This window comes from Aureimonas sp. AU4 (genome assembly GCF_001463765.1).
GTDB lineage: Bacteria > Pseudomonadota > Alphaproteobacteria > Rhizobiales > Rhizobiaceae > Aureimonas.
Genome location: NZ_BBWK01000037.1, coordinates 1 through 19,516, shown reverse-complemented (window position 1 = coordinate 19,516; position 19,516 = coordinate 1). Strand labels below are relative to the sequence as shown.

The window sequence follows — 19,516 nt, the reverse complement described above, 5'->3', positions numbered from 1 at the left end:
GTCGCGGTGGAACTGGCGCCGCCCGGCGTCTCGCCGGCCCGCCGGCTCGGGGACGCGCTGATGCGCGCGGAAACGGAGGCTGTCTGCCTGCTCGACGCCGGGCTTCGGCCGCTCGACGACGAATGGCTCGGCGAGCTTCTCGGCCGCCTCGCCGACCCGGCGACGGGTCTTGCCGCCCCGGTCGTCACCGATCGCGAGGGCTTCGTCCTGGAGGCCGGGCTGCGCCTGTCGCTCGGGCGGGCGCCCGAGCCGCGTGGGCGTGGCTCGGGTCCGCAGGACCCCGGACCGGGCGATGTCCTGCGCGTCGCCCACCAGGTCGCGGCCGTCCGCGCGGACGCCTTCGCCACGCGGCGCGCCGACTTCACGGCGCTTGGCGGCTTCGACCCGGTGCTGTTTCCCGGCCGCTTCGGCGCGGCCGACTACGCCCTGAAGCTCCAGGCGCTGGGACGGCACGTCGTGGTCTCGCCCGATGCGCGGCTCTGGCGCGAAGGGGCTGAAGGGGCGCCCTCGCCCGCCAGGCGCGAGGCGGAGGCGCGCGAGGCGGCGCGCCTCGAGGCCCGCTGGCTTCATGCGGTCGCCGCCGACCCCTTCGGCAACCCGCTCGTCGCCGGCGGCGGCGAGGCGCTGCGCTGGCCGCCGGGCGATCCCTCGGCGCGCTCGGGCGCGATGCGCCCGCCCCGCCCCGTGCCGCCGGGCTGGTAGGATTCAGACGGCCGCCCGGCCGGTCGGCAGGCGCATGCGGCGGCGAAACTCGGCCGGCGTGCAGCCGAACTGGGCGCGGAACGAGCGGTGGAACTGCGACACCGAGCCGAAGCCCGTCTCGAAGGCGATCGCGGCCAGATCCTTCTTGGTGGACAGGACGAGGCTCTGGGCGGCCATCAGGCGGTGACGTCCGATATAGGCCTGGATCGTCAGGCCGAGCGCGGTGCGAAAGCGCGTCATCGCGTAGTTCGGGTGGAGCGCGACCGCCTCAGCCACGTCCGTCACGCAGATCGGGCGATGGGCGTTGCGCGCGATGAAGTCCATCATGTCCAGAACCTTGCGGGGCATGACGCCCGCCGCCGGACGCGCCCGCGCGTGCTCGCCCGCGAGCAGGTCGCGCCAGCCCGAGACGTCGAGCCAGCGCAGGATCAGAAGCACCTCGGCGGCGAGCAGCTCGCCGACGCCCGCCACCGCCGGCTCGCGCACCCCCTCCACGAGGCGCTGAAAGCGCGCCGCCTCGAAGCGCGCCGGATCAGCCGCGACGAGAAGACCGCCGGCCAGCGCCGCCGCCCGCAAGGGTTCGGACAGCGGCGCGGCGAGGAACATCTCGAGCGGCAGGTAGATGCAGACATAGCGCGAGCCCGGCTCCACCGCAGTCGTGCGATGGGCGATCGCGCCCCAGAACAGAGCGAAGTCTCCGGCGCGGATCGTCGCCTCGCGCCCGCCGTGAACGTAGGTCGCCGCCCCTTCCAGCATGAAGTTCAGCTCGATCTGGCTGTGCGCGTGGGCGGCCGACATGACGTAGACGTCCTGGCCGGTCGAGACGATGAAGTCGTGCCCGGGCACCACGAAGCTGTCGAGCGGCAGAAAGGTTGGGGTATCCGGTTCCCCCACCGCGTCGTCCCGCTTCATCCGCCGCCTCCCTCGCCCGTGATCGGGGCGGACCGAAAACCTTAGGATCTGCGATATCTATCGCGTCCCTCGCGACGACAGGCAAGCGCCGCCTGCTACGATCGGGTCCGAGACAGAACGCCGGACGCGACACGATCCGGCGACCGATCCGGGATGGAACACGAAGCGTTGCCAAGCTTCATGCGGCGGCTCGACCCGCCGTTCGGCGCCTCAACGCTCCTTCCGTCCACCAAGGCGACAAGGGAGGATGGACATGACGCAATCTGTAAGGTTCGGACGGCGCGCGGCCCTTGGTGGCACGACCCTCCTCGTGCTGGCGGCGGCGGCGAGCCCGGCCCGCGCGCAGGCGGAGCCGGTCTCCGGCGAGGTCACGATCTGGAGCTGGAACGTCGCGGCCGAGGCGCTGCGCGCCGTGGTGCCCGCCTTCAACCAGCGCTATCCCGGCGTGAAGGTCACGGTCGAGGACCTCGGCAACCAGCCGGTCTACGACCGGGGCCTTGCGGCATGCGCGGCGGGCGGCTCGGGCATGCCCGACGTCTACACCGTGGAGAACCACGAGTCGGAGGTGTTCTGGGCGCGCTTTCCCGACTGCTTCCGCGACATCAAGGCGATGTCGGCCGACGAGCCGGCGCTGCTTCAGCGCTTTCCCGCCTTCAAGCTCGCCGACCTCACGATCGGCGAGAAGGTGTACGCCATGCCCTGGGACTCGGGGCCGACCGCCGTCTTCTACCGGCGCGACATGTACGAGAAGGCGGGCGTCGACCCGGCCGCGATCGAGACCTGGGACGACTTCGTGGAGGCCGGCAAGAAGGTCGTCGCCGCCAACGGCGAGGGCGTGAAGTTCGCCTCCACCAACGCCGACTCCTCCTGGTTCCGCATGCTCGCCAACCAGAACGGCTGCAGCTACTTCGACGAGGCCGGCGAGAGCGTCACGATCAACCAGCCGGGCTGCGTGGCCGCGCTGGAGACGGTCGGCAAGATCGCGAAGGCCGGGCTCTTCCAGGCGGCGGACTGGGGCGAGTCGCTGCAGGCGATCAACGGCAACAAGCTGGCGAGCGCCGTCTACGGCGGCTGGTACGAGGGCTCGGTGCGCGCGGCGGCCCCCGACCAGAGCGGCAAGTGGGGCGTCTACCTCATGCCCGCGCAGGAACGGGGCGGCAACCGCGCGGCCAACATCGGCGGCTCCTCGCTCGCCATCCCGGCGGCGTCCAAGAACCCGGAGGCCGCGCTCGCCTTCGTGAACTTCGCGCTCGGCACGCCCGAGGCGCAGATCATGCAGCTCAAAGCAAGCGGCCTCGTGCCGACGCTGCCGGAGGCCGTGAACGACCCGTTCGTGAAGGAGCCGCAGCCCTACTGGGGCGGCCAGCCCGTCTGGCAGACCATCATCGGCACGCTCCCCGACATCAAGCCGGCGCGCGGGACGCAGTATTTCGCCGAGGCCGACAACGTCTTCCTGACGGTCTACACCGACTTCCTGAACGGTCGGGGCGAGGCGAAGGCGGTGCTCGACCAGGCCGCCGACGAGATCTCGGGCGCGACAGGCCTGCCGATCAAGGAGTAGCGCAACCGCCCGCCCGGCGTCTTCGCCGGGCGGGCCGCGCCCCTCGTCCGTCGTCTCTCCGCCAGGATCGGCCCCAGCCCATGCGCAGCGGCACGCTCACGCCCTACCAGTTCCTCGCGCCCTACCTCCTCGTCTTCGCGGTCTTCTGGTGCTGGCCGCTCGCGGAGTCGGTGATCCTGTCGTTTCAGAACACGCGGGTGAACCCCTGGGTGTTCGACCTCGACATCAACTGGCGCCGGCTCTGGCTCGACCGGCAGTTCCACAACGCGCTCGGGAACACGCTCTTCGTGCTGGTGGTGCAGGTGCCGATCATGCTGGCGCTGGCGACCGCCCTGGCGCTGGCGCTCGACGCCCCATACCTTCGCGGACGCGCCCTCTTCCGCTTCGCCTTCTTCGCGCCGGTCGTGGTCAGCGAGGTCGCCTATTCCGTGGTCTTCCGCCTCCTGTTCAACGGCCAGTTCGGCGCGGTGAACGCAGGGCTGGAGACGCTCGGCCTGCCGCGCATCGACTGGCTCTACCGCGACGGACCGGCCATGGCGGTCGTGATCCTCGCCGTCACCTGGCGCTGGACCGGCTACAACGCGATCATCCTTCTCGCCGGCCTTCAGTCCATCCCCAAGGAGCTCTACGAGGCCGCGCGCATGGACGGGGCGAGCGCCTGGAGGCGCTTTCTCAACGTCACCCTGCCCCAGCTCGCCCCCGTGATCGTGTTCTGCCTCGTCCTGTCGGTGATCGGCACGATGCAGCTCTTCGCCGAACCGTGGCTGATCACGGGCCAGAGCAACCGGGGGCCGGGCCAGGGAACCGAGATGCTGGGCACCTATCTCTACAAGCAGGGCTTCGCCAACCTCAACTTCGGCTACGCCTCGACGATCGCCTACACGATCGCGCTGATGGCGGGGCTGATCGCGGCGCTCAACATCCTCCTCGTCGGAAGGCGGACCCGATGAGCGGCGCGCTGAAGGCCAGGGCCCGGCGGCGCGACGGCTGGATCTCGCTCGCGCTCCTGCCGCTCGCCCTCCTCTGGCTCGCGCCCCTCTACCTCATGGGCGTCTACGCCTCGCAGTCGGATGCCGCGATCTTCTCGGCCGCAACGCCCCTCCTGCCGGGCGGCGAGTTCTTGGCCAACGTCGCGCGCGTGACCGAGATGGTGGGCTTCGACCGCGCGCTCCTGAACTCGGTCGTCGTCGCGGTGATCTATGCCGGGCTCTCGACGCTCCTCACCGCCATGGCGGGCTACGCCTTCGCGCGCTACGACTTCGTCGGAAAGCGGCCGCTCTTCGGGCTGCTGGTGGCCACCCTCACCGTCCCCTATGCGGTGGTGATCATCCCGCAATACGTGCTGGTGGCGCGCGACCTCGGGCTCGCCAACACCTACGCGGCGGTGATCGTGCCCCCGCTCTTCAACGCGCTCGGCGTCCTGTTCATGCGCCAGACCTTCGTGTCGCTGCCGCAGGAGATCCTGGACGCAGCGCGCATGGACGGAGCGGGCGAGTTCCGCATCTTCTTCCTGGTGGCCCTGCCGCTTGTGCGCCCCTCGCTCGCGGCGCTCGTGATCATTCTCTTCCTCGCCTCCTGGAACAACTACCTCTGGCCGCTGCTGGTCGCGACCGAGGCCTCCGCACGGACCGCACCGGTCGCGCTCGGCGGCATCCTATCGGCCTCGTCCGGCATCCCGCCCTGGGGCGCGATCATGGCCGGGGCGAGCGTGCTGACCCTTCCGATGATCGCCGTCTTCCTCTTCCTCCAGCGCCACTTCGTGTCCGGCATCACCGCCGGCGCCGTGAAGTGACGCGCCCGAACGCTGTGGAAACCATCGCCATGTCCAATACGGGCGCGCCCCTTCGCTGGGGCATCATCGGCACGGGCGCGATCGCCAGGGTCTTCTTCGAAGCGCTCGGGCAGAGTCGCGCCGGGCAGATCGAGGCGGTCTCGACGCGCGGGGCGGCCACGCTGGAACTCGAGGCGCGCTTTCCCGGCGCGCGCATCGTCTCGGGCGTCGACGCGCTTCTCGCCGATCCGCGGATCGACGCGGTCTATATCGCGACGCCCCACCCGACCCACGTCACGCTCGCGATCCGCGCGGCGGAGGCCGGCAAGCATGCGCTCTGCGAGAAGCCGCTCGGCGTGAACGCGGCGGAAGCCGAGGCGGCGATCCACGCCGCGCGCCGGGCCGGGACCTTCCTGGGCGAAGGCTTCATGTACCGCTTCCACCCGCAGGTGGCGCGGCTGCGCGAGCTGATCGCCGAAGGGGAGATCGGCGAGATCGGCTTGGTGCGCGCGAGCTTCGGCTTCCGTGCCGAGCTGCCCGACACGCACCGGCTGCTGGCCGACGCGCAGGCCGGCGGCGGCATTCTCGATGTCGGCGGCTACGCGGTTTCCATGGCGCGACTTGTGTCGGGCGCCATGGACGGCAGGGACTTCGCCGATCCCGTCACGGTCGCGGGCGCGGGACGGCTGGGTCCGACGGGCGCGGACCTCGTCGCCTCGGCGAGCCTCCTCTTCCCCAACGGGCTCGTGGCGGAGGTCGGCTGTTCCGTCAGCCTGCCGCAGGAGAACCGCGTCGAGCTGCAGGGCACGCGCGGCCGCATCCTCCTTCTCAACCCGTGGATGGCGGGCGGCAAGTCGGCGGACGAGGCCGTGATCATGGTGGAGCCCGCCGCCGGACCGGCGCGGCGCATCGTCGTGGAGCACGGCCAGAACACCTATGCGCGCGAGATCGACGCGGTGGCGGACGCCGTCCGGGCGGGACGTTGCGAGTTCGCGTCGCCCGGTCCCCGTCACGCCGACACGCTCGGCAACATGCACGCGCTCGACCGCTGGCGCGCCTCGATCGGCCTCAGCTATTCCTTCGAGCGTCTGGAGGCGGGCCGCCCGCCCTTGTCCGGACGGCCGCTCAAGCAGGCAAGCCGCCGGTCGATGCCGGAGCGCCGGATGCCGGGCGTCGAGCGCTCCGTCTCGGCGGTCGCGCTCGGCACGGCGAGCTTCACCGGCGCGACACAGGCCTTCGCGGTCATGGACGCGTATTTCGAGGCGGGCGGCGCGCTGTTCGACACGTCCTTCTGGTACGGCGCGAACGGCCTGGCGGACCGGCACCTCGGCGCCTGGATGGCGTCGCGCGGGGTGCGGGACGCCGTCTCGCTGATCGCCAAGGGCGCCCACACGCCGCTCTGCTATCCCGACGTGATCGGCCGCCAGCTCGACGCTTCGCTGGAGCGCCTGCGCACCGGCCGCACCGAAATCTACATGATGCACCGCGACAACGAGGACGTGCCGGTGGGCGAGTTCGTGGACGCGATCGCGCGCGAGATCGCGGCGGGACGGATCGGAGCCTACGGCTTCTCGAACTGGGGTCTCGACCGCTTCGACGCGGCGCGCAGCTACGCGGAAGGCAACGGTCTGCCGCTGCCGACCGCGCTCTCCAACAACTTCAGCCTCGCCGAGATGCTCCACCCCGTCTGGGCGGGCTGCGTGTCGGTCTCCGACGACGCGTCCAAGGCGTGGCTTGCCGACGGGCGCGTCGGCGTCTACGCCTGGTCGAGCCAGGCGCGCGGCTTCTTCACGGAGCGCTCGGGTCCCGATCGGCGCGAGGATCCCGAACTCGTCCGCTCCTGGTACGGCGCGCGCAACTTCGAGCGCAAACGCCGCGCCGAGGAGATCGGCCGCCGCACGGGGCGCAGCGCGACGCAGGTCGCGCTCGCCTACACGCTGCACCAGCCCTTCCCGGTCGTGCCGCTGATCGGCCCGCTCACGGTCGCCGAGCTCGACGACTCGCTCCAGGCCCTCGACCTCGCGCTCACCCCCGACGACGTGCGCTGGCTCGAAGCCTGATCCCTCCCATGCCCGAAAGCCTTGCCATGACGAAGCGTGCCCTCGGCGTCTGCTATTATCCCGAACACTGGCCGGAAGCGTGGTGGGCCGACGACGCACGGCGCATGGCGGCGCTGGGTCTCACCTTCGTGCGGGTCGGCGAGTTCGCCTGGAGCCGGCTGGAGCCGCGACGCGGCGCCTTCGAGTTCGACTGGCTGGAGCGGGCGATCGACACGCTTCACGCCGCCGGCCTGCGTGTCGTCCTCGGCACGCCGACCGCGACCCCGCCGAAATGGCTCGTCGACGAGATGCCGGACATGCTGCCGGTCTCGGCGGAGGGGCGCGTGCGCGGCTTCGGCTCGCGTCGGCACTACGACTTCAGCCATGAGGGCTACCGGCGCGAATGCGCGCGCATCGTCGAGGCGCTGGCCCGGCGCTTCGGCGCGCACGAGGGCGTCGCCGCTTGGCAGACCGACAACGAATACGCCTGCCACGACACCGCCCTTTCCTACTCGCCCGCCGCGCTCCACGGCTTCCGCGACTGGCTGGGCGCCAGGTACCAGTCGCCCGACGCGCTGAACCGCGCCTGGGGCAACGTCTTCTGGTCGATGGAGTATGCGAGCTTCGACGAGATCGAGCTGCCGAACGCGGCGCTGACCGAGCCCGCGCCCGCCCACGTCATGGACTTCCGGCGCTATTCCTCCGAGCAGATCGTCCGTTTCAACCGGCTGCAGGCCGACATCATCCGCCGCCACTCGCCCGGCCGCGACGTGATCCACAACTTCATGGGCCGCACGCTCGGCTTCGACCATTTCGATCTCGGCCGCGATCTCGACGTGTCGAGCTGGGACTCGTACCCGCTCGGCTTTCTCGACCAGTGGGCCGACCGGCCGGCGGAGTTCAAGCGGCACTTCCTGCGCGCGGGCGACCCCGACCTCCAGGCCTTCCACCACGACCTCTACCGCGCGACGTCCGGCGGGCGCTGGTGGATCATGGAGCAGCAGCCCGGCCCCGTGAACTGGGCACCGCACAACCCGGCTCCGCGCGACGGCATGGTGCGCCTCTGGACGCACGAGGCCTTCGCCCACGGGGCCGAGGTCGTCAGCTACTTCCGCTGGCGGCAAGCACCATTCGCGCAGGAGCAGAACCATGCCGGGCTGCTGCGGCCCGACAGCGAGCCCGCGTCGGGCTTTGCGGAGGCGGAAACGGTGGCGCGCGAGATCGCCGCGCTCGACCTGCCGGAGACGACGAAGGCACCCGTCGCGATCGTCTTCGACTACCCCTCCGCCTGGGCCTGGGAGACGCAACCGCAGGGACGGAGCTTCACCTATTTCCGCCTCGTCCACGAGCTCTACCGGAGCCTGCGCCGCCTCGGGCTGTCGGTGGACTTCGTGGAGGCGGCGAAGCCCGACCTGTCCGGCTACAGGCTGGTGCTGGTGCCGGGGCTCTTCTCGTGGAACGAGCAACTGCGCGCGGCGGTCGCGAATGCCGAGGGCGAGGTCGTCGTCGGCCCGCGCTCGGGCTCGCGCGACCCGAACTTCGCGATCCCGCCCTCGCTGCCGCCCGGCCTGCCCGGACCTCTCGCCGCCCTCAAGGTCGCGCGCGTCGAGAGCCTGCCGCCCGGGGCGAGCGTTTCCGTTGCGGGCGAGCGCGGCGCCTTCGGCACGTGGCGCGAGTTCCTGGTCGGCACGGAAGGCTTGGACGTTCGTCTCCGGACGCAGGACGGCGAGCCGGCGCTGGTCGGCTCGGGCACGCTCTCCTACCTCGCCGCCTGGCCGGACGCCGACCTCGCGGTCTCGATCCTGCGCGCGGCCGCCGAGCGCGCCGGCCTGCCGGTGCTCGACCTACCGCCGGGCCTGCGCGTGCGGCGCTCGGGCGGGCTCGTCCACTGCTTCAACTACGACGAGGCGCCGGTCCACCTGCCGGATTACGGTCTGTCCGGCGAGCCGGTTCTTGGCACGCACGATCTGCCGCCGTCGGGCGTCGCAATCCTGCGCGAGGGCTGAGCGCCCGCGTGGAAAACACCTCGTCGTGAGCGGCCTTGTGGGGGCGAGGCGGCACGAACACCTCCATCCCATGCTGCGCGCGCTCGTCCTCCTCCCGCTTCTCGTCATCCCGGCGTTGCCGGCGTTCGCGCAGGAGCTGGCCGCCCCGCCCGCGGTCGTGCGGCCCGACGCATTCGCGGGCGCCATCGAGCGCGCCCGCGCCCTGCCCGCGCTCCGGACGCTGCTCGTCTCGGTAAACGGGCAGACGCTGGTGGACGAGGGCTTTGGCGGCGCGCGCACGGACCGGGCCCACAACATCAAGTCGGCCTCGAAGTCCGTGGTCTCGGCGCTGATCGGCATCGCGATCGACAAGGCGCTGATCCGCGGCCCCGACCAGCCGATCGCCGACTTCCTGCGCGCCGACTTCCCCACCGACCCCGACCCGCGCCTCGAGCGCGTCACGGTCGGCCACCTCCTGTCGATGCAGGCCGGGCTGGAGCGGACTTCGGGCGGCAACTACGGTGCCTGGATCTCGTCGCGCAACTGGGTGCGCGATGCGCTGGCGCGGCCCTTCGTGGACGAGCCGGGCGGGCGGATGCTCTACTCCACCGGCTCGACGCACCTTCTCTCAGTGATCCTGCAGCGTGCCTCCGGCCGCTCGGCGCTGGCGCTCTCGCGCGAATGGCTCGGCCCCGCCGGGGTGCGCGTCAGCGACTGGGAGCGCAATCCGCAAGGGGTCTATCTCGGCGGCAACCAGATGGCGATGACGCCGCGCTCTCTGCTGGCCTTCGGCGAGCTCTACCGCCGGGGCGGCACGACGACCGAGGGCGCGCGCGTCGTCTCGGCCGACTGGATCACCGAAAGCTGGACGCCGCGCACGACCTCCGCCTTCCATGCGGGACGCTACGGCTACGGCTGGTTCATCGACCGCTTCGCCGGCCGCGAGGTGCGCTACGGCTGGGGCTACGGCGGGCAGATGATCTATGTCGTGCCCGACCTCGGCCTCACGGTCGCCGTGACCTCCGACGAGTCGGCTCCTTCGGCGCGCAACGGCTACGTCCAGGAGCTGCACCGGCTGCTGGCCGAGGCCATCATCCCGGCGGTCGCCGGCGCGCCGCCGGCGGCCGGCTGAGCCGTTCGACAAAACGGCGCACGCTTGGAAACAAGGTGGCGCACCACCATTTAAGGGTCTCGCAAGGAGATCCTGATGGCAACCTACAAGAAGACCCAAGAGGCCGTCGCCGCTCTGACGCCCGAGCAGTACCGGGTGACCCAGCAGAACGGGACCGAGCGCCCCGGCACCGGCGCGCTCCTCGACAACAAGGCGCCCGGCATCTACGTCGACATCGTGTCGGGCGAGCCGCTCTTCGCCTCGGCCGACAAGTTCGAGTCCCATTGCGGCTGGCCGAGCTTCACCAAGCCCATCGAGCCCGCCAACGTCGCCGAGCTGCGCGACACGACCTACGGAATGGTCCGCACCGAGGTGCGCTCGACGCATGGCGACAGCCATCTCGGCCACGTCTTCGAGGACGGGCCGCGCGACCGCGGGGGCCTTCGCTACTGCATCAACTCCGCCTCTTTGCGCTTCGTGCCGCGCGAGCGGATGGAGGCCGAGGGCTACGGAGAATACCTGTCTCAAGTGGAGGAAGTCGCATGAGCACCGAACGCGCCGTTCTGGCCGGAGGCTGTTTCTGGGGCATGCAGGACCTGATCCGCAAGATGCCGGGCGTCGTGTCGACGCGCGTCGGCTATTCCGGCGGCGAGGTTCCCAACGCCACCTACCGCAACCACGGCAACCATGCCGAGGCGATCGAGATCCTGTTCGACCCCGCCAAGCTCAGCTACCGGCAGCTTCTGGAGTTCTTCTTCCAGATCCACGATCCCACGACCCCCAACCGGCAGGGCAACGACCGGGGCCCGAGCTATCGATCGGCGATCTACTTCGAGAACGACGAGCAGCGCCGGGTCGCCGAGGACACGATCGCCGACGTCGACGCCTCGGGTCTGTGGCCCGGCAAGGTCGTGACGGAGGTGGAGCCGGTCGGCGACTTCTGGGAAGCCGAGCCCGAGCACCAGGACTACCTGGAGCGGATCCCGAACGGCTACACCTGCCACTTCGTGCGGCCGAACTGGCGCCTGCCGCGCCGCGAGCAGGCGGCCTGATCCTCAGGAGCCGCCGCGCCCGATCGAGACATCCAGCCCGCCGGGTCCGCCCGGCGGGTTTGTCATGTCCGGGCAACAAAAAGCCCGCTCGGGGGAGGACCGAGCGGGCTCAAAGGTAGCGGGTCGTTTGGGAGGAGGATGACCCGCGCCCCTTTTGTGCCACCGCGCCCCCCGCCGCACCAGCGCAACGCGCGCATGGCTGCCATGCACGCCTCCGGCGCGCCACGACAGGCCCGCGTCAGCCTTTCGTGTTCTCTCCGGCGGCCCGCCGGGTCGCGCGAAGGACCGTCCGCAGTTCCGCCGTGAAGAATTCGGGCTCCTCGAAGGCGGCGAAGTGGCCCCTCCTCCACCTCGCGAAAGGCGACGATGCGCTCGTAGCGCCGCTCCGCCCAGCGTCGCGAGCCGCCCCGGATATCGTGCGGGAAGATCGAAAAGGCAGTGGGGATGCGGACCGGCCAGATGTCCGTGTCGAGCTTCGGGAGGTCGGGGCGGACGTCCTCCTGCGTCTTGCCGAGGTCGATCCACTGGATCTCCGTACGGGGTGGCATGATCGTGCCGACCGGACGCGCGGCGAGCGTCAGAACGCCTCGGATCATGTCGGTCTCCACGAGCGCAAAGACGGCGGACGAAGCCCCTCGGAGGATGTCCCGGGCGTTCCCTGCGCCCCCGCCCCCGCTCGGCAGCGCCCGCCGAAGAGGTTGAGGATCCGGGCGGCGGTGCACGTCCGCCTGTCCCTCCCGGCGTACGCGATATCGCTCTTGCGGCTGCGGAACTGGTTGCCTTGATGAGGACCGGGAAGCCGATCGTGGCGTAGAGGTAGCCCTTCGGCAGGTCGTAACCGAAGCCCTCGACGACGCGCCAGAAGCCTATCATCAGCAGGAAGCCGAGGCACAGGATCGCCACGGTCGGATGTCCATCGACGGAGGCCATGTCGTTCGTCTCTGTAGCGGGCATCGAGCCGCTACCTGTTCGCCCTATCGCGACGTCCGGCGCGATCGTGATACCAGTGTGCCATGCGTCAACATCTTCGTGACCGGCTGGCGGGAGAAGTCCACGCTTCCGCATCAAGGGCCGGGTCGGACGGCTCCCCGTACGAGATCCCGGGCGATCTCGTCGGCTATACCTCGGACCGGGAGCCGTCGAGCGAGACGTCGCGCAGGTAGACCGCAAGGGTTTGGTCGGGATGCCTGCGGACGGTTTCGGACCAGATCGCGGCATCGCTTTGCCCGGTATGCCCGACGAGAACGAAGCGCGGCCCGGACAGGCGGCCAGGATGCGGTCGACGGCGGCGAGCTCGTGGGTGCGGTGGCTGCCCGTCAGCCGTTGCGTCCTGTTCGGTCCGGAGTCCCTCGGGAACGCCGGTCCGTGCGGGATCCCGCGCAGTTCCCTGAACTCCCTGAAGAGATCGGGAAGGTTCCAAAGCTCGGCAAGACAAAGAAGACGGAGTTCGTGTCCGCTCCGCCGCGGCCGGCGGCGAGTTCCTGGAACAGGTACGTGACACAAGGGAAGGCGACCCGACCCTCGGCGGAGTTCAGCGCAGCGGTTCGCAAGTGTTTCGGGACGTTCCGCCTCGCGTCTCGACAAGCGTGTCGTCGAGGTCGGACACGATGCCGAACTCGGCATCCGCCGCTACGACCCGCCCGCCGAAGCGGACGCGGCTTCCTGAAACGCAGCCATGGTACGGCACCAGGATCGGCGGCGAGATAAGACCCGACCGGAGCTTCGCGCGGTACCGGGCATCGTGCCGAACGCCTGCGACCGCGCCGGTCGCCGGCCGTGCGATGGTCTCCTCCCATCCCGCCGTTCCCCCGACGATCGGTCCGCCGCACCGGAACATGCGACATTCCGTTCCGTTGTTCTGTCGAAGCATCGGGCATCCCGTCCGGTCGGAACGGAGGATTCCATGAGCAACGAACAGCTGAAGGGCGCGGCCAAGGAGCTCGGCGGCTCGATTAAGGAGACCGCGGGCAAGGTGACCGGCGACCGCCAGATGGAGGCGGAAGGGACGGGCGACCGCGTCGAGGGCAAGACCGAGAAGAACCTCGGCAAGGTCAAGGACGCGGTGAAGAACCAGTTCAGCTAGGCGACGGCGCAAGTCGCCCATCGCGGGGAGCGGCAGCCATGGGCGGCCGCTCCCTTTGTCGTGTCCGTGTTCGAGTGAGCGTGCGTGTCCCGTAGATATGTTGCCGTCGCGGTGCTGGCCGCCGCCTTCCTGCTCGTCCTGTGGACGGCGCCCGACGTCCTCCTGGTGGTGTTCGCCGGCATCCTCACCGCCGTGTTCCTGCGCGGCGGCGGCGACTGGATCGCGGGCAGGCTGAACCTCCGTGGCGGCACCGGCCTTGCGATCTTCGCAGTGGCGTTGGCGGTGGCGATCCTCGTTTTCTTCGCCATCGCCGGGGCGGCGCTCGCCGCGCAGGTGCAGGAGTTCTGGGACAAGCTGCCGGGAGCGGTGGCGACCGCGCGGGGCTATGTCGACGGCCACCCCTGGGTCGCCCGCACCATCGACTCGCTGGACCCGAGCTCGCTCGCACCCTCCGGCGAGAGCGCCACGGCGGCCTTCTCCTCGACGTTGGGAGCGTTCGGCAACCTGGTGGTCGTCGCCTTCATCGGCCTGTACGGCGCGGTCTCGCCGGGAACCTACGTGAGGGGCGCGACCGCGCTCGTCGCCCCCTCCCAGCGCCCGCTGTTCCGCTCGATGATCAAGGAGGCCGGGGTCGCCCTGCGTGGCTGGCTCCGCGCCCAGTTCGTGTCCATGGCGGTGGTCGGCGTCCTGACCGGGCTCGGCCTCTGGGCGCTCGGCGTGCCGCTGGCGCCGCTTCTCGCGGTGCTGGCGGCCCTTCTCACCTTCATCCCCAACATCGGCCCGGTGCTGGCGGCGCTTCCCGCCGTTCTCCTCGGCCTGTCCGGCGGCCCCGCCACGGCGCTCTGGGTGATCGGCCTCTACGTCGCGGTCCAGACGGTCGAGAGCTACCTGATCACGCCGCAGGTCCAGCAGGAGTCCGTGTCCCTGCCTCCCGCGCTCACGATCTCCGCGCAGCTCCTGTTCGGGGTGCTGTTCGGCATCCTCGGGCTGGCGCTCGCCACGCCGCTCGCGGCGGTCGCCTTGCGGCTGGGGAAGATCTTCTACGTGGAGGCCTATCTCGACGGCGAGGCGAAGGTGACGGAGGGGGTGCGATGAGTTCGCAGGCGACCATGGAGGCCATGGACGAAACGGCTCTGCCGTCACCGCTCGAACCGGGGCGCAACTGCCAGCGGATCGAGCGGGCGACCCGCGCCGCGGTGATCGTCGACGCCGACGACTACTTCCGGTGGGCTCGCGCCGCGATGCTGAAGGCCCGGCGCCGGATCATCCTGATCGGCTGGGACTTCGACGGCCGCATCACGCTGGGACGGGGCGGCAGCGGCGACGACGCGCCGGAGACGGTGGGCGAGTTCATCTACTGGCTCGCGCGCAACCGCCCCGAACTCGAGATCTACCTCCTGCGCTGGGACCTCGGCGCCCTGAGGACGCTGACGCGCGGCTCCACAGCCTTCACGGTGCTCAAGTGGATGAGCCATCCCCGGATCCACACCAAGCTCGACGGCGCCCATCCGTTCGGCGGCTCGCATCACCAGAAGATCGTCGTCGTCGACGACGGCTTCGCCTTTTGCGGCGGCATCGACATGACCGAGGACCGGTGGGACACGCGCGAGCACCGTCACGAGGACACGCGCCGGCGGCGTCCCAACGGCACGATGTACAAGCCGTGGCACGACGCGACGACCGCGATCGAGGGCGAGGCCGCCAGGGCGCTGGCCGAGGTCGCGCGCCACCGGTGGCGCCGCGCCGGCGGACGGCGCATCCCTCCGATCGAGGACCTGCCGTCCTGCTGGCCGGAGGGGCTGGACGCCCACTTCAGCCACATCGACATGGCGCTGTCCCGTTCGGCGCCCGACATGCCCGACGAGGAGCCGATCCGCGAGATCGAGAACCTCTACGTCGACCAGATCGCCTCCGCCCGCCGCCTGATCTACGCGGAGAGCCAGTACTTCGCGTCCCGGCGCATCGCCGAGGCGATCGCAAGACGGCTGGAGGAGCCGGACGGTCCCGAAGTCGTCGTGGTCAACCCGCTGACGGCCCAAGGGTGGCTGGAGCCGCTCGCGATGGACACGGCGCGCGCCCGCCTCTTCGAGGCGCTGCGCCGCCGCGACCGAAACGGCCGCTTCCGGATCTACCATCCGTTCACGGACGGCGGCGAGCCCATCTACGTCCACGCCAAGATCCTGATCTGCGACGACCGGAGCCTTCGCATCGGCTCGTCCAACATGAACAACCGCTCGCTGCGCCTCGACACCGAGTGCGACGTGACGGTCGACGCCGCGCTTCCCGGAAACGAGGGCGCCGCCGGGACGATCGTCGCGGTCCGGGACGAGCTCCTGGCCGAGCATCTCGGGGTGGACGCGCGCACGGTCGCCCGCTCGCTCGCCGAGACGCGATCGCTGATCGAGACGATCGAGGCGCTGCGCGGTCCCGGCCGAAGCCTGCGCCCCTACGAGATGCCCGAGCTGACGGACATCGAGGAATGGCTTGCCGACAACGAAGTTCTGGATCCCGAAGGTCCGGAGGAGATGTTCGAGGCGTTCCGCGAGCGCGGGCTCCTGCGCCGGCTTCGCAAACGGATGGGCCGCAGGTCCAATCGCGGTTCGGCTTCGTAAAGCCTTCGTTCATCGGCGGGTAGCTACCCAACGGGATGAACAGAGACAACCGTTCGCGTTTCGCATGGGGTAGAGGCGTGCGGCTCGCGCGCCCGCTTGCCCGGGTTGCCGTCATCGCGGCGATGGCGGCGACGCTGGTCGCTGGTTTTGGTGTCGCGTCTGCCTCGGCCGACCCGTCCGCCGTTCCGCGGTTCGTGTCCCTTCGCACCGCCCACGCCAACGCCCGCGTCGGTCCCGGGACGGGCTACGCGGTGCTCTGGGAGTACCGGAGGAAAGGTCTGCCGCTCGAGGTCCTCAACGAGTACGGCAACTGGCGCCGGATCCGCGACGCCGCCGGCGATGTGTCATGGGTTCATCGGGCACTCCTGTCGTCGAGGCGCGCCGCCAGCGTTGCCATTTGGATCAAGAAGCCGATCGCCCTGCGTTCGGCCCCTGAGCCGGATGCGCGTGTTCGTGCCCGTCTCACCCCGGGCGTCGTCCTGTCCGGCCTCATGTGCGAAGGGCGCTGGTGTCGCGGGACGGCTGCGGCTGGGGACAGGACGGGTTACGTGCCGCAGGCGAAGCTGTGGGGCGTCTACCCCGGCGAGAGGTTCGGTTGAGCGACGGAGACCCTTGCAGCTTCATCTGAAGGGTCTGATCGCTCCCCAACCGACGGGCGCATACGGTCAGCGAACCTGCGGAGCAGCCGGCTGTGTCCCGTTCCAGGCCATCGGGGCGACGACCGACAGCGACGTGCTGGGCGACCCGTCGATCAGCCGGGTCGTGCGCGCGACGTAGACGAGACTCCCGTTCTCCCGGTCGAGGATGCGGTCGATCTCCAGCGACTTGAAGATCAGCGAACGGCTTTCGTCGAAGACCTGCTCGCCCTCCTCGTCGCCGCTGAGCGGCCCGAGGTAGGAGATCGGTCCCGTCTGGACGCACGACACGCTGGCGATCGAGGGATCCTCGGCCAGCCCGACGGCACCCCGCAAACCGCCCGTCCGCGGCCGGGCGACGTAGCAACTGATGCCCTTGACCTTCGGGTCCTCGAACGCCGTCACGACGATCTTGTGGTTCGGGCCGAGGAGCTTGAAGGCCGTCGACACCTCTCCGATGTCGCGGGCGGAGGCCGGGACGCAGGCCAGCAGGACGAACAGGGCAACAAGACGCTTCATGAGATGACCAAAGGGTTGGAAGGAATCCACAAGGTAGGTCGCTCGACGACGGTGTCTGCGGCCACACATGAAAGGCGGACAACCGGATGCCGACCATGTTTGAAGTGCTGCCGCCAGCCCACGATGACGATCTCGGCCTCGGCGAGGCTGGAGAAGATCTCGCCGTTCCGAAGCTCGTCCCGAAGCTTGGAGTTGAAGCTCTCGCAGGTGCCGTTCTCCCATGAGCTGCCGGGCTTGATAAACGCCGTCCTGGCACCGACCGCCGCAATCCACTCGCGCACCGCCTTGGCGATGAACGCGGGACCGTTCTTCGGGCCATCGATTCACTGGATCGATGGCTGCCCCTCAGAACTCGGAGCGGATGTGCCCCGGCACGCCGGGCAGGATGAAGAGATCCGACAAGACGTCGATGACGTCCGTGGACTTCAGCTTCCGGTCGATCCGGATGGCCAGGCACTCCCGGGTGAACTCGTCGATCACGTCGGCGCAAACACGCAAGCGTTTATCGCCAGGCATGCGGAACTTGCGGCCGTCATGGGTTCTCCCTTCCTCGAAGTCATGGGACCACACGTGGTCCGCCTGCTCTGAGCGAAGCCGAACGCGCGAGCCGTCGTTCAGCCAGAGCCGACCGCGCCTGGGCTGTCTGGCCGCCACCTTCAGGCCTTCCCGGCGCCAGATGCGCTCGACTTGGCTACGTTCACGCGCCAGCCGGCATCCCCAAGCAAGGCCGTGATCCTGCGCCTGTCAGCGCTGGCACGCCATCGCCTGTCGGCCAGGGGGATACCCGTAGCGCCCATACTGCGTCGCCAGCTCGATGATGTCGGCCGTCAACGCCGCATCATCGGCTCGCCCCTTGGGCGCCTTGCGCTGCGTCGATCGATGTTGGCCCCGAACCCGGCATGCCAGCCGCTCCGACACACCGAACTTGCGCACGGTGTGGTCGATGCATCGCCGCCGCCGGTTCGAAGAGTCACGTGCCTCTTCGAACGGCGTCACCAGTTTCCCGCGGCGTTCGGCAAAGCCTCACCCATGAGGATGAGCTTCTCCAGCGTCAGGTCCGACACCGCCTTGCGCAGACACCCGTTCTCCTTCTCAAGGACCTTCAGTCGTTTGACCTGATCCGACTTCAGCCCGCCGAACCCCTTGCGCCATCGAAGTCACGTGAACGGCGTCACGCCGATCGTGCTGATCGCCTCCGCCACCGAACGACCCTGCGACAACAACACGTCGACCTGCCGCAACTTGGCGACGATCTCTTCCGGCTTGTGCTTCTTCTGTCCCATCTGGGCATCCTCCAGCGGCTCGAAAGCCGACTTCAGAAAGGGCCACTTTTCAGGGGGCAGACCAGGACGCAAACGGATACGTAGCCACGACTGGGTCGTGAAACCTCTCGTTCTGTCTCAAGGGGTCTGTCGTCTGCCATTTTTGGAGCGGGCGATGGGGATCGAACCCACGACATCCAGCTTGGGAAGCGGCTGCCAAGCTCATTTCGGCCGGTTTCCCCACTTCCCTACTCGTCTCAAACCCCTGCATTTCCTTGACGTTTGCGTTTCCGGGTGTTCCCTGAGTTTCGCAGTCGGACGGCTGCATCCGTCCAATATCCGTCCAAGGACGTCCAAGGGTGCCCGACCTGCCGACCACGAAGGGAGCAATCGAAGCGCTCCCACTTCCCGCCAAGAATGCGGCCGATTACCGAGACACGAAGCAGCGCGCCCTCTACCTGCGCGTCTCGCCGGCCGGCACGAAATCGTGGTGCGTCCGCGACGATCGAAACGGCAAGTCGAAGCGCATCAGCATTGGACGATTCCCCGACCTGCCAATCAGCATCGCCCGGGAGCGCACGGCGAAGATGCTGGCGCAGCTGAGTGATGGCGCGGATCCGAAGGCCGAAAAGGCTGCCAAGGCGGCGGCTGAAACGAAGCGTCTGGCGAACACCGTCGCCGCGATCGGCGAGGTCTACCTCGAGAAGGCGGAGATCGGCCGGCACCGTCTCAACGGGAAGCCTATGCGCCCCAACTCGATCCGGATGGAGAAGGCGTACTTCGCAAATGTCGTGCGGCCTTACCTCGGCGATCGCCCCCTCTCCGACCTCACTCGTGCTGAGATCCAGACCGCTATCGATAAGGCCGAGGCCGAACAGTCGAAGGCAGCGGCCCGGTTCGGCCGGAACGTCCTGCAACGGATCTACAACTACGCGATCTGGCAGGACATCGTTCTGAGCGATCCGACCCGGTTCGTCTCGGCGCCAACCTGGACGGAACGGGAGCGAACGTTGACTGACGACGAGTTGCGGGCCGTTTGGAAGGGCTTGGACAGGCTCCACGAACTGAAGGGCGTGCATATCTCGCCCAACCTCGCCATCGCCATCAAGCTTGCGGCTGTGACGCTTCAGCGCCGATCCGAAGTCATCGGGATGCGGCTCGACGAGATCGATCGGCCTGCACGAACATGGACGATCCCAGGGTCACGCACGAAGAACGGACGAACCCACGTCGTGCCGCTATCTGACATGGCGCGAGCACTGATCGATGAGG

The 19,516-nt window shown here is 69.4% G+C and carries 19 protein-coding genes and 1 pseudogene; 14 read left to right on the top strand and 6 right to left on the bottom strand.

The genetic code is table 11. The annotated features are described in order from the left end of the window. A partial coding sequence (locus AUL35_RS11540; RefSeq protein ID WP_374754493.1) for a glycosyltransferase family 2 protein occupies positions 1 to 702 on the top strand: 702 nt, incomplete at its 5' end. 3 nt (positions 703 to 705) lie between these two features. Here the strand turns inward: AUL35_RS11540 and AUL35_RS11535 are convergent. Beyond that, complete coding sequence (locus AUL35_RS11535; protein WP_062014917.1) at positions 706 to 1,614, bottom strand: helix-turn-helix domain-containing protein; 909 nt, start codon at positions 1,612 to 1,614, stop codon at positions 706 to 708. Positions 1,615 to 1,867: 253 nt separating this feature from the next. Between AUL35_RS11535 and AUL35_RS11530 the strand changes: the two genes are divergently transcribed. The 8 genes from AUL35_RS11530 to msrA all read left to right on the top strand — a co-directional run bounded on the left by AUL35_RS11530 (position 1,868) and on the right by msrA (position 11,133). Beyond that, positions 1,868 to 3,175, top strand: a complete 1,308-nt coding sequence (locus AUL35_RS11530) for an ABC transporter substrate-binding protein (protein WP_062014925.1) — start codon at positions 1,868 to 1,870, stop codon at positions 3,173 to 3,175. Positions 3,176 to 3,255: 80 nt separating this feature from the next. Further along, on the top strand, positions 3,256 to 4,125 hold the full coding sequence (locus tag AUL35_RS11525; protein ID WP_062014916.1) for a carbohydrate ABC transporter permease: 870 nt from the start codon (positions 3,256 to 3,258) through the stop codon (positions 4,123 to 4,125). Continuing rightward, a complete protein-coding gene (locus tag AUL35_RS11520; protein WP_062014914.1) occupies positions 4,122 to 4,967 on the top strand; it encodes a carbohydrate ABC transporter permease in 846 nt (281 codons plus the stop codon). The genes AUL35_RS11525 and AUL35_RS11520 overlap by 4 nt, the downstream gene beginning before the upstream one ends. Positions 4,968 to 4,996: 29 nt before the next feature. Then, the gene (locus tag AUL35_RS11515; protein ID WP_062014913.1) at positions 4,997 to 7,006 is read left to right on the top strand and encodes an aldo/keto reductase; all 2,010 of its coding nucleotides are present in this window, start codon (positions 4,997 to 4,999) and stop codon (positions 7,004 to 7,006) included. Positions 7,007 to 7,032: 26 nt separating this feature from the next. Then, positions 7,033 to 8,991: a beta-galactosidase gene (locus AUL35_RS11510; protein ID WP_062014923.1), complete on the top strand. Its 1,959-nt coding sequence runs from the start codon at positions 7,033 to 7,035 to the stop codon at positions 8,989 to 8,991. Positions 8,992 to 9,061: 70 nt separating this feature from the next. After that, positions 9,062 to 10,102, top strand: a complete 1,041-nt coding sequence (locus tag AUL35_RS11505; RefSeq protein WP_062014911.1) for a serine hydrolase — start codon at positions 9,062 to 9,064, stop codon at positions 10,100 to 10,102. A 75-nt stretch (positions 10,103 to 10,177) separates the two neighbouring features. Continuing rightward, entirely contained in the window at positions 10,178 to 10,627 is a 450-nt protein-coding gene (gene msrB / locus AUL35_RS11500; protein WP_062014910.1) for a peptide-methionine (R)-S-oxide reductase MsrB, read from the top strand. Next, positions 10,624 to 11,133: a peptide-methionine (S)-S-oxide reductase MsrA gene (msrA, locus tag AUL35_RS11495; RefSeq protein WP_062014908.1), complete on the top strand. Its 510-nt coding sequence runs from the start codon at positions 10,624 to 10,626 to the stop codon at positions 11,131 to 11,133. The genes msrB and msrA overlap by 4 nt, the downstream gene beginning before the upstream one ends. A 62-nt stretch (positions 11,134 to 11,195) precedes the next feature. On the opposite strand, the gene AUL35_RS22585 is transcribed toward msrA, so the two are convergent. The 3 genes from AUL35_RS22585 to AUL35_RS11485 form a co-directional block, all read right to left on the bottom strand. Then, the gene (locus tag AUL35_RS22585; protein WP_062014906.1) at positions 11,196 to 11,729 is read right to left on the bottom strand and encodes a hypothetical protein; all 534 of its coding nucleotides are present in this window, start codon (positions 11,727 to 11,729) and stop codon (positions 11,196 to 11,198) included. A 521-nt stretch (positions 11,730 to 12,250) separates the two neighbouring features. Further along, on the bottom strand, positions 12,251 to 12,634 hold the full coding sequence (locus AUL35_RS23185; RefSeq protein WP_156417953.1) for a phosphatase domain-containing protein: 384 nt from the start codon (positions 12,632 to 12,634) through the stop codon (positions 12,251 to 12,253). Between the two features lie 30 nt (positions 12,635 to 12,664). Further along, a complete protein-coding gene (locus AUL35_RS11485; RefSeq protein ID WP_062014904.1) occupies positions 12,665 to 12,970 on the bottom strand; it encodes a hypothetical protein in 306 nt (101 codons plus the stop codon). 66 nt (positions 12,971 to 13,036) lie between these two features. On the opposite strand from AUL35_RS11485, the gene AUL35_RS11480 reads away from it, so the two are divergent. The 4 genes from AUL35_RS11480 (at position 13,037) to AUL35_RS11465 (ending at position 16,427) form a co-directional block, all read left to right on the top strand. Further along, positions 13,037 to 13,216 carry a CsbD family protein gene (locus AUL35_RS11480; protein WP_062014902.1) on the top strand — a complete coding sequence of 60 codons (180 nt, stop codon included), beginning with the start codon at positions 13,037 to 13,039 and terminating at the stop codon, positions 13,214 to 13,216. An 84-nt stretch (positions 13,217 to 13,300) separates the two neighbouring features. Next, complete coding sequence (locus AUL35_RS11475; protein WP_062014900.1) at positions 13,301 to 14,311, top strand: AI-2E family transporter; 1,011 nt, start codon at positions 13,301 to 13,303, stop codon at positions 14,309 to 14,311. After that, complete coding sequence (locus AUL35_RS11470) at positions 14,308 to 15,828, top strand: phospholipase D-like domain-containing protein (protein ID WP_244493749.1); 1,521 nt, start codon at positions 14,308 to 14,310, stop codon at positions 15,826 to 15,828. Before AUL35_RS11475 ends, AUL35_RS11470 begins: the two co-directional genes overlap by 4 nt. Positions 15,829 to 15,905: 77 nt before the next feature. Beyond that, a complete protein-coding gene (locus AUL35_RS11465) occupies positions 15,906 to 16,427 on the top strand; it encodes an SH3 domain-containing protein (RefSeq protein WP_062014899.1) in 522 nt (173 codons plus the stop codon). A gap of 66 nt (positions 16,428 to 16,493) precedes the next feature. On the opposite strand, the gene AUL35_RS11460 is transcribed toward AUL35_RS11465, so the two are convergent. Continuing rightward, on the bottom strand, positions 16,494 to 16,982 hold the full coding sequence (locus AUL35_RS11460; RefSeq protein ID WP_062014897.1) for a CreA family protein: 489 nt from the start codon (positions 16,980 to 16,982) through the stop codon (positions 16,494 to 16,496). Continuing rightward, positions 16,979 to 18,265: pseudogene (locus AUL35_RS21610) on the bottom strand (IS3 family transposase). The gene AUL35_RS11460 and the pseudogene AUL35_RS21610 overlap by 4 nt, the downstream one beginning before the upstream one ends. 338 nt (positions 18,266 to 18,603) lie before the next feature. Here AUL35_RS21610 and AUL35_RS11445 point away from each other — a divergent pair. Further along, the coding region (locus tag AUL35_RS11445) for an integrase arm-type DNA-binding domain-containing protein (RefSeq protein ID WP_156417952.1) at positions 18,604 to 19,516 on the top strand (913 nt) is incomplete at its 3' end.